General features: G+C 72.5%; 10 protein-coding genes and 1 pseudogene. 7 read left to right on the top strand and 4 right to left on the bottom strand.

Annotation, left to right across the window (positions count from 1 at the left end; translation table 11 throughout):
• The 3 genes and pseudogenes from ACFW6A_RS17065 to ACFW6A_RS17055 form a co-directional block, all read left to right on the top strand.
• A pseudogene (locus tag ACFW6A_RS17065) lies at window positions 1-293 on the top strand (hypothetical protein); the annotation flags it as partial.
• 123 nt (window positions 294-416) lie between these two features.
• Window positions 417-929 carry a hypothetical protein gene (locus ACFW6A_RS17060; protein WP_351844548.1) on the top strand — a complete coding sequence of 171 codons (513 nt, stop codon included), beginning with the start codon at window positions 417-419 and terminating at the stop codon, window positions 927-929.
• A 322-nt stretch (window positions 930-1,251) separates the two neighbouring features.
• A complete protein-coding gene (locus ACFW6A_RS17055) occupies window positions 1,252-1,530 on the top strand; it encodes a chaplin (RefSeq protein ID WP_043227065.1) in 279 nt (92 codons plus the stop codon).
• Window positions 1,531-1,611: 81 nt separating this feature from the next.
• Here the strand turns inward: ACFW6A_RS17055 and ACFW6A_RS17050 are convergent, their stop codons facing one another.
• Both ACFW6A_RS17050 and ACFW6A_RS17045 read right to left on the bottom strand, forming a co-directional pair.
• Window positions 1,612-2,478 (bottom strand): tyrosinase family protein, encoded by an 867-nt coding sequence (locus ACFW6A_RS17050; protein WP_351844545.1) that lies wholly within the window; start codon window positions 2,476-2,478, stop codon window positions 1,612-1,614.
• Window positions 2,462-2,860: a tyrosinase family oxidase copper chaperone gene (locus ACFW6A_RS17045; RefSeq protein WP_351844543.1), complete on the bottom strand. Its 399-nt coding sequence runs from the start codon at window positions 2,858-2,860 to the stop codon at window positions 2,462-2,464. The genes ACFW6A_RS17050 and ACFW6A_RS17045 overlap by 17 nt, the downstream gene beginning before the upstream one ends.
• Window positions 2,861-3,009: 149 nt before the next feature.
• On the opposite strand from ACFW6A_RS17045, the gene ACFW6A_RS17040 reads away from it, so the two are divergent.
• The 3 genes from ACFW6A_RS17040 to ACFW6A_RS17030 are packed head-to-tail and all read left to right on the top strand — an operon-like array spanning window position 3,010 to window position 5,217.
• Window positions 3,010-3,513 (top strand): DUF5949 family protein, encoded by a 504-nt coding sequence (locus tag ACFW6A_RS17040; protein ID WP_351844541.1) that lies wholly within the window; start codon window positions 3,010-3,012, stop codon window positions 3,511-3,513.
• A gap of 17 nt (window positions 3,514-3,530) precedes the next feature.
• On the top strand, window positions 3,531-4,190 hold the full coding sequence (locus tag ACFW6A_RS17035; RefSeq protein WP_386641256.1) for a vitamin K epoxide reductase family protein: 660 nt from the start codon (window positions 3,531-3,533) through the stop codon (window positions 4,188-4,190).
• A gap of 1 nt (window position 4,191) precedes the next feature.
• Window positions 4,192-5,217, top strand: a complete 1,026-nt coding sequence (locus ACFW6A_RS17030; protein ID WP_386486020.1) for a glycoside hydrolase family 26 protein — start codon at window positions 4,192-4,194, stop codon at window positions 5,215-5,217.
• On the opposite strand, the gene ACFW6A_RS17025 is transcribed toward ACFW6A_RS17030, so the two are convergent.
• On the bottom strand, window positions 5,183-5,788 hold the full coding sequence (locus ACFW6A_RS17025) for a TetR family transcriptional regulator (RefSeq protein WP_351844536.1): 606 nt from the start codon (window positions 5,786-5,788) through the stop codon (window positions 5,183-5,185). The two genes, ACFW6A_RS17030 and ACFW6A_RS17025, sit on opposite strands and share 35 nt — an antisense overlap.
• A gap of 17 nt (window positions 5,789-5,805) precedes the next feature.
• On the bottom strand, window positions 5,806-6,504 hold the full coding sequence (locus ACFW6A_RS17020) for a hemolysin III family protein (protein ID WP_386641253.1): 699 nt from the start codon (window positions 6,502-6,504) through the stop codon (window positions 5,806-5,808).
• A 198-nt stretch (window positions 6,505-6,702) separates the two neighbouring features.
• Between ACFW6A_RS17020 and ACFW6A_RS17015 the strand changes: the two genes are divergently transcribed.
• Window positions 6,703-8,520: a phosphoenolpyruvate carboxykinase (GTP) gene (locus tag ACFW6A_RS17015; protein ID WP_351844532.1), complete on the top strand. Its 1,818-nt coding sequence runs from the start codon at window positions 6,703-6,705 to the stop codon at window positions 8,518-8,520.
• Window positions 8,521-8,632: the final 112 nt, after the last annotated feature.

Here is an 8,632-nt window from a genome sequence, read left to right as displayed (position 1 = left end):
CCACGACTCCGCCGACCACTCCGCCCACGTCCCCGCCGTGGACCCCGCCCACGAATCCGGACGAGCCCCCGGGCGAGTGCGAGGAGCCGGCACCCGGTGAGGAGCCCGAGCCGGGCTGTGAGCCCACCACCCCGCCCAGCACCCCGCCGCACGGGCCCGACAAGCCCGAACTCCCCGACACGGGCAGCGACCCCGCCCTGTGGGGAGCGGCCGCCGTCAGCGCCGCCCTCATCATCGGCGGCACCGTCGTCCAGCTCCGGGGCGGCCGCCTCGTCCGGAGCCGTCGCCACTGACGTACGCGCACCGCTGACGTGACGTCAACCGAGGCCCCCGCCTTCACCGGTGGGGGCCTCGGGCATTGCTGCACATGGGGGAACCCCGCGCGACGTTTCGGCCAAGGGGCTCGTTCACACGGCATGACTCTGCGCTCTCACGCCGGCATGGGCCTCCTCATGACCGCGCTCGCCTCCGCCGCCATGGCCGCCCCGGCCGCCGCCGTCGAGGCTCCGGTGATCGTCCCCCTCCAGGGCCTGGAGCCGGTCCTGCCGATGGACGCCCCCACCGTCGCGACCGGCGTCCCGGTCCCGATGCCCGGCGCCCCCACCGGGTTCCAGAAGGGCCTCGGCGCGCTGCCCGACGTGACCCTGCCGAGCGTCCCGCTCACCGGCACCCTGCCCGAGACCGTCGTGGACGCCCCGCTGCCCGAGGTGATCGAGGGCAGCGAGCCCGGCCGGGCGCTCTTCGCCACCCCGCACTCCGAGATGGCGGCCGCCACCCCCGGCGCCGTCCTCGGCAACCCCGTCGAGGCCCCCCGCGGCAACGGCCTCGCCGGCGTGCCCGCCCTGCACGTGCCGGAGCTCGGCCTCGTCTCCCCGACGCTCAGCGGCGCCCTCGACTCCCAGCTGGGCCTCGCCCCCCAGCGCGGCTGACTCCCCCCCCACCTTTTCGGAATTCCGTTCGGGCGCGGTCCGCGCGAGTGAAGACACGATTCTTCCCCGCTACCGCACGGGCTTTCCGTCGTTGCACCGGAAGGCTTGTCGCATGGCCGCGGCCCGCGGTCCGGAGTGTCGCCCGTCGTATCCGACGGGGGGCGGCCACCGGACCGCGGGCCACCTTTTCCCGCCGCCGCGGGATTTTCCGATTTCCCCCCTCCCGTTCGGCCCAAAGGCCGTGACCCGGTTCCCGGTGCGGCGTTGAACGGAAGTGACGGCCGTGATCCCTGCGGTCGCTCGACCCATTCAAGGAGTTCTGATGTCTCGCATCGCCAAGGCTGCCGCCGTTCTGGCCGGCACCGGTGCCGTCGCCCTCACCGGAGCCGGCCTGGCCGTCGCCGACTCGGGCGCCGAGGCCGTCGCCGCCCACTCGCCCGGCGTCGCCTCCGGCAACGTCGTCCAGGTCCCGGTCCACGTCCCGGTCAACCTCTGCGGCAACACGGTCAACGTGATCGGCCTGCTGAACCCGGCCTTCGGCAACAGCTGCGCCAACATCGACGCCCCGCACGACAACGGCGACGGCGGCTACGGCGGCTGAACGGCCCCCCGGCGCTGATCCCCGGACGTCCCCCCGGCCCCACCAGGGCCGGGGGGACGTCGGCGTCCGGAGCCCCCGCCCTCAGGCGTACCGGTAGATCCCGCTGTGGTCGAACATCTCCGCCGGCGTCACGCCCCACGGCGCCATCGGCTGGTGCCGCGCCACCACCTTCCGGTACTGGGCGTCGCCCAGCGGCGGCGGCTCCGCCGGCAGGTACGCGGCCCCCGGATTGCGCTGCTGCCACCGCGACCACACCAGGTCCACGAAGGAGTGGTGCAGCCAGAACACCGGGTCGTTCACCGACCCGCCGCCCAGCATCAGGCCGCCCACCCAGCGGTGCACCCGGTTGTGGATCCGGAACCGCTCGTTGCCCGAGCCCGGCGCCCACCCCTCCAGACGGTTGCGGAAACCCGACGGGCTGGTCGAGTTCCAGGGGGCCGTGTCGTACGTCCGCTCCCGCATCACCTCGTCCAGCTGGGCCGCCGTCGGCAGCGCCACCGGATCGCGCGGACGGCCGAAGTCCCTGGTCAGATAGGAGATCTCGGTCATCGCGTGCTTCACCGTCCACTTCCCCCTTGCGTACGCGAAGGGGCCGGTGGTCACCTGGAGGTCCGAACGGCGGCCGTTGCCGCCCATGAAGTCCTCCGACCAGATCGAGGACGCCGGGGTGGAGTCCCGCGTCCAGTCCCAGTACGGCACGGTCACCGTCGCGTCGATCCGGCGCAGCGCCCGCTCGAACTCCAGCAGGAACTTCCGGTGCCAGGGCAGGAAGCTCGGCGCCATGTGGGCGGTCCGCAGCCGGCCCGCGCCGTCGGCGGTGTAGTGGTCGATGTGCATGCGGACGAACTCGTCGTAGCCGCCGCGGCGCTTCAGTTCGAGCACCGCGGCCACGAACCGCCGGCGCTCGGCCGTCGTCAGGTCGCGCTGGTTCTTACGCGTGTACACCACGCGGGTTCCCTCCCGTCGGGTCGGAGTGGAGGCCGTGGCCCGCCGCGTACCGGGACAGCGGGGCGGAACCCGCCGCGTCCACGGCCGCGCGGGTGGCGGAGAGCGGGGTCGGACGGGACTCGTAGTGGTCGAGCGGGGTCACCCAGCCGCCGTCGGCGCACCGCATCAGGTGCAGCGGCCGGCCGTCCACCAGGGCCACCGGCTCGCCTCCCGGACCGGTCAGACCGCGGATGCGGCGGCCCGCGTACATCTCGTCGAAGGCGTACGGGTCCGCGTCCGCTCCGGGGGAGCGGGCGGCGATCCGGCCGAGGGCACCGCCGGTGGCCGCGGTGACGGCCAGCGCGAACAGGGACCGGAGGGCGACACGGCGCGGGAAAGGCATCGGCGATCTCCTGGTGTCGACAAGGGGCCTCAGGGCACAACGATGAAAACCCGCGTTCGTTGCGGCCGGGAGTTCGAGCGGGCGAATGTCGGCCGGATGAGTGAATTCGGTACGGGGAAAGGGTGGTTGCCCCACTAGCATCCCCTTCCATGACCACTCCCCACGTCCTTTCCGAGGCGCGCAGCGTCTCTCCGCTGGGCACGCTCACGGTGATTCCGTGGTCCAGCGAAGCCACCGCCGATTCCGCCGGCACGCCGTTCCTGATGGCGTATTCGCTCGGCGACGGCCGCGACGGGCCGGACGCCGGTCAGCAGGCCATGCGGGCGGCCCTGGAGTCCATGGGCCTCTCCGTCGGGGACCGGCTCTTCGACCTGGAGAAGGACGCGGGGATCAGCGCCACGCTGCTCGTCGAGGCCGGCACCGCCGTGCTCACCCTGCCCTTCCTCAAGGTGCAGTGCCCGGTGCCCGCCGAGTGGCAGGCCGCCGCCCGCGAGAGCGGCAAGGTCTACTTCCTCTGCTCGGTGCGCCCCTGGGCCGAGGGCGTGCCCGGGCAGCCCGTGGACGAGGACCGGCTGCGCGCCTTCGTCTCCGACGAGGAGATGCTCGCGGAGTGCGCCCACGTCCTGCTGCCCGTCCGGCGCGTGCAGGGCTGAACGGAAGGGGCGGCGCGATGACGACGCTCGGCGTACGCGGCGGTGTGCCAGGTCAGCGGGGAGAGGACCGGGCGGCGCGGGCCGCGCGCCCGGAGGACGGGACGGTCGGCGCGGGCCGGTCGCTCGGCCTGCTCCTGGTGGTCACCGGGGCGGCCGGGATCCTGGCCGCGTGGGTGATCACGATCGACAAGTTCAAGCTCCTCCAGGACCCGGGCTTCCAGCCGGGGTGCAGCCTGAACCCGGTCGTGTCCTGCGGGAACATCATGAAGAGCGAGCAGGCGGCGGTCTTCGGCTTCCCCAACCCGATGCTCGGCCTCGTCACGTACGGCGTCGTCGTCGCCGTCGGCGCGGGGCTCCTGGCGGGGGCCCGGTACCGGGGCTGGTTCTGGCTCGGGCTGAACGGCGGGATGCTCTTCGGCGTCGGCTTCTGCACCTGGCTGATGCAGCAGTCGCTGTACGAGATCAACGCGCTGTGCCTGTGGTGCTGCCTCGCCTGGACCGCGACGATCACCATGTTCTGGTACGTCACCGCCCACAACGTGCGGACCGGGGTGCTGCCCGCCCCGGCGGCGGTGCGGGGCTTCCTCGGCGACTTCGCCTTCGCCCCGCCCGTCCTGCACGTCGGGATCATCGGGATGCTGATCCTGACCCGCTGGTGGGAGTTCTGGACCGGCTGACGTGAACCGCCTCCCCCCGTGGCCGCGGGCCGCACTCCTGGTGCTGCTCGCGGCCGTTCTCGCGCTCCTGCTCGTGCCCGGGCTGCCCGGCCGGCTCGCGCCCGGCGAGCGGCACACCGGGACCCGGGCCGCGCCCGAGCCGTCCCCGCTGCCCGGGGTGCCGTCCGGCTTCTTCACCGGTTCCGACGCGGAGGGGGTGCGGCGGATCGCCGGGGTCGAGTCGTGGCTGGGCGGCGGCGAACTGACGGTCGGCCACACCTATCTGCCGGGCGACCGCTGGTCCAACATCGAGGGGCATCCGGAACTCTTCGCGCCGTGGGCGCGGTGGAAGGCCGGGCGGCCGGGCCGGCTCTTCGTGCTGAACGTGCCGATGATGGACCGCAACGAGGCCGGGCTGAGCGACGCCGAGGTGCGGGACGGGCTGCGGCGGGGCGCGGCCGGCGCCTTCGACCGGCACTTCGAGGCGCTGGGCGAGGGGCTGGTGGAGCACGGGCTCGGGGACGCGGTCCTGGTGCTCGGCTGGGAGATGAACGGCACCACGTACGGCCACCGCTGCGGGCCGGACCCGACGGCCTGGAAGGCGTACTGGCGCAAGGCGGTCGGGGCGCTGCGCGGGGTGGCGGGGCAGCGCTTCCGCTTCGACTTCACGCCGAGCCGGGGGCGGGACGCGGTGCCGTGGCCGGAGTGCTACCCCGGGGACGACGTCGTCGACATCATCGGGATGGACGCCTACGACCAGCCCGAGGGGCTCTCCTTCGAGGAGCAGGTGGACGAGGAGTACGGGCTCGCGCACCACGTGGCCTTCGCCGCGGCGCACGGCAAGCCCGTCTCGTACCCGGAGTGGGGGCTCTTCCGGAACGGGGACAACCCCGCCTACGTGCGGGGGATGCTCGACTGGTTCGCCGCCCACCGGCCCGTCTACCAGACGGTGACCGACTACTGCCCGCACGGGGTGTGGGGGTGCGCGGACAATCCGCGCTCGGCCGAGGTGCTCAGGGGCGCGCTGGGAGCGCCGGGCCGGCCCTGAGGGTGTCGAGCGTGCGGTGCAGCAGCGCCGGGAGGTCCTCGGCGAGGCCGCGCTCGGCCCAGTAGAGGGTGGCCTCGCGCAGGGCACCGAGGACGGCGGCGGCGAAGACCCGGACCTCCAGGTCGTCCGGGGCGCGTCCGGTGCGGTCGGCCAGCGCGCGGGCGAGCCGGCGGCCGGTCTCCGCGGTGGTCTCGGTGAGCCGGGCGCGGACGGCGGGGACGCCGGCCATCAGCCGGGCGCGCAGCCGGATCTCCTCGGGGTCGGCCTCCAGGGCCGCGGCGACGGCCTCGACGACGACCGCGCGGAGGGATTCGAGGGGGTCCTCGCCGGCCGGGCGGGCGCGGAGCCGGGCTTCGAGGCGCTCGTCGTCCTCGTCGGTGAGGACGATGTCCTCGCGGACCGGGAAGTAGCGGACGACGGTGGAGGGGGAGACCTCCGCCTCGGCGGCGATCCGCTCGATGGTCGCCGCCTCCCAGCCGTGGGCGGCGGCGATCCGTCGTCCGGCCCTGCGGATCTCCTCGCGGGTCCGCTGCTTCTTCCGCTCCCGCAGGCCGTTCGTCGTGCTGGGCATGGGGCCATTCTGCCCGGTCAGGCCTGGTAGGCGACCAGGGAGATGCCGACGTAGTGGACGATGAAGGCGGCCAGGGTGAGGGAGTGGAAGACCTCGTGGAAGCCGAACCAGCGGGGGGACGGGTTCGGGCGCTTGATGCCGTAGATGATGCCGCCGGCGCTGTAGAGCAGGCCGCCGACCACGACGAGGACCAGGACGGCGATGCCGCCGGTCCGCATGAAGTCGGGGAGGAAGAAGACGGCGGCCCAGCCCATGGCGATGTAGCAGGGGGTGTAGAGCCAGCGGGGGGCGCCGACCCAGAAGACCCGGAAGGCGATGCCGGCCAGCGCGGCGGCCCAGACCGCCCACATGAGCGGCTTCGCGGTGGAGTCGGGGAGCAGCAGCAGGGTGAGCGGGGTGTAGGTGCCCGCGATGATCAGGAAGATGTTGGCGTGGTCGAGGCGGCGCAGGACGGCCTCGCCGCGCGGGCCCCAGTTCCCCCGGTGGTACAGCGCGCTGATGCCGAAGAGCAGGCAGGCGGTGAGCACGTAGATCCCGCAGGCGATGCGGGCGCGGGGGGTGTCGGAGAGGGCGACGAGGGCCAGTCCCGCGACGATCACGGCGGGGAACATGCCCGCGTGCAGCCAGCCCCTGAGCCGTGGCTTCAGCGGGAACGACGGGGCCTGGGCGATCGGGTCGGGCTCGACCGGGGTCACTTCCGGCGTGGCTGCAGTCATGACACGGAATCGTACCTACGGCCCCGTAGGTCCCGGATATGAGTGGCGATGCTCACGTGTGCACCCCCCTGGACATATGGGCGTTTCCATCGGATGATCAAATGAGTGCGGTCGGCACCGGATGAGCAGCTACGACGCATCCGGGTCGCAGCCCCCACGGGGCATACAGCGAAAAACACCCCTCTACAAGGAGCAATCGTGGCGCGCGACAACGCGGCTCCCCTTCCCACCCAGCACCAGGAGCTCGTCTCCTGGGTGAACGAGATCGCCGAGATCACCCAGCCGGACAGCATCGTCTGGTGCGACGGCTCCGAGGCCGAGTACGAGCGCCTGTGCGAGGAGCTCGTCGCCAAGGGCACGTTCACGAAGCTCGACCCGGTGAAGCGCCCGAACTCGTACTACGCCGCCTCCGACCCCACCGACGTCGCGCGCGTCGAGGACCGCACCTTCATCTGCTCCGAGAAGGAGGAGGACGCGGGCCCGACCAACCACTGGAAGGCCCCGGCGGAGATGAAGGAGCTCTTCGCGGGCTCCGAGGGCATCTTCCGCGGGTCGATGAAGGGCCGGACCATGTACGTGGTCCCCTTCTGCATGGGCCCCGTCGGCTCCCCGCTCTCCGCCATCGGCGTCGAGATCACCGACTCCGCCTACGTCGCCGTCTCCATGCGCACCATGACCCGCATGGGACAGGCCGTCCTCGACGAGCTGGGCACCGACGGCTTCTTCGTGAAGGCCGTCCACACCCTCGGCGCCCCCCTCGCGGAGGGCCAGGAGGACGTGCCGTGGCCGTGCAACTCCACCAAGTACATCTCCCACTTCCCGGAGACCCGCGAGATCTGGTCGTACGGCTCCGGCTACGGCGGCAACGCGCTCCTCGGCAAGAAGTGCTACGCCCTGCGCATCGCCTCCGTCATGGCCCGTGACGAGGGCTGGCTCGCCGAGCACATGCTCATCCTCAAGCTGACCCCGCCGCAGGGCGAGGCCAAGTACGTCGCCGCCGCCTTCCCGTCGGCCTGCGGCAAGACCAACCTCGCCATGCTGGAGCCGACCATCCCCGGCTGGACCGTGGAGACCATCGGCGACGACATCGCCTGGATGCGCTTCGGCGAGGACGGCCGCCTCTACGCCATCAACCCCGAGGCCGGCTTCTTCGGCGTCGCGCCCGGCACCGGCGAGCACACCAACGCCAACGCCATGAAGACCATGTGGGGCAACTCCGTCTTCACCAACGTCGCGCTCACCGACGACGGCGACGTGTGGTGGGAGGGCATGACCGAGACGGCGCCCGCGCACCTCACGGACTGGAAGGGCAACGACTGGACGCCCGCGTCCGAGACGCCCGCCGCCCACCCGAACGCCCGCTTCACCGTCCCGGCCGGGCAGTGCCCGATCATCGCGCCGGAGTGGGAGGACCCGAAGGGCGTGCCGATCTCGGCGATCCTCTTCGGCGGCCGCCGCGCCACCGCCGTCCCGCTGGTCACCGAGTCCTTCGACTGGAACCACGGCGTCTTCCTCGGCGCCAACGTGGCCTCCGAGAAGACCGCCGCCGCCGAGGGCAAGGTCGGCGAGCTGCGCCGCGACCCCTTCGCCATGCTGCCGTTCTGCGGCTACAACATGGGCGACTACATGGCCCACTGGGTCAAGGTCGGCGCCTCCGCGGACGCCGCGAAGCTCCCGAAGATCTACTACGTCAACTGGTTCCGCAAGAACGACGCCGGCAAGTTCGTCTGGCCCGGCTTCGGCGAGAACAGCCGCGTCCTCAAGTGGATCGTCGAGCGCCTCGACGGCAAGGCCGAGGGCGTCGAGACCCCGATCGGCGTCCTGCCGACGCGGGAGGCCATGGACACCGACGGCCTCGACCTGGCCGACGAGGACCTGGACTTCCTGCTCACCGTCGACAAGGACGTCTGGCGCGAGGAGGCCGCCCTGGTCCCCGCGCACCTGGAGACCTTCGGCGAGCACACCCCGAAGGAGCTGTGGGACGAGTACCGCGCGCTGGTCGAGCGACTGGGCTGATCCCGTAGCAGCATGAGACTCGTGGTGGGCTGCCCCGACATACCGCCCTGACCAGTGGGGTCACGACGGTCCACCACGACGCACCCGGCCCCGGAGCCCCCTCAGGCTCCGG

Origin of the sequence: Streptomyces sp. NPDC058758 (assembly GCF_042746075.1) — a bacterium.
Classification (GTDB): Bacteria; Actinomycetota; Actinomycetes; order Streptomycetales; family Streptomycetaceae; genus Streptomyces.
The sequence above is the reverse complement of the archived record's forward strand: the minus strand, read 5'-3'. Positions and strand labels throughout refer to the sequence as shown.

Coding starts and splice junctions, on each gene's coding strand:
- ACFW6A_RS17045 (WP_351844543.1), bottom strand. CDS start 2,860: ATGCCTTTCCCGCGCCGTGTCGCCCTCCGGTCCCTGTTCGCGCTGGCC.
- ACFW6A_RS17025 (WP_351844536.1), bottom strand. CDS start 5,788: ATGCCCAGCACGACGAACGGCCTGCGGGAGCGGAAGAAGCAGCGGACC.
- ACFW6A_RS17020 (WP_386641253.1), bottom strand. CDS start 6,504: ATGACTGCAGCCACGCCGGAAGTGACCCCGGTCGAGCCCGACCCGATC.
- ACFW6A_RS17055 (WP_043227065.1), top strand. CDS start 1,252: ATGTCTCGCATCGCCAAGGCTGCCGCCGTTCTGGCCGGCACCGGTGCC.
- ACFW6A_RS17035 (WP_386641256.1), top strand. CDS start 3,531: ATGACGACGCTCGGCGTACGCGGCGGTGTGCCAGGTCAGCGGGGAGAG.
- ACFW6A_RS17060 (WP_351844548.1), top strand. CDS start 417: ATGACTCTGCGCTCTCACGCCGGCATGGGCCTCCTCATGACCGCGCTC.
- ACFW6A_RS17040 (WP_351844541.1), top strand. CDS start 3,010: ATGACCACTCCCCACGTCCTTTCCGAGGCGCGCAGCGTCTCTCCGCTG.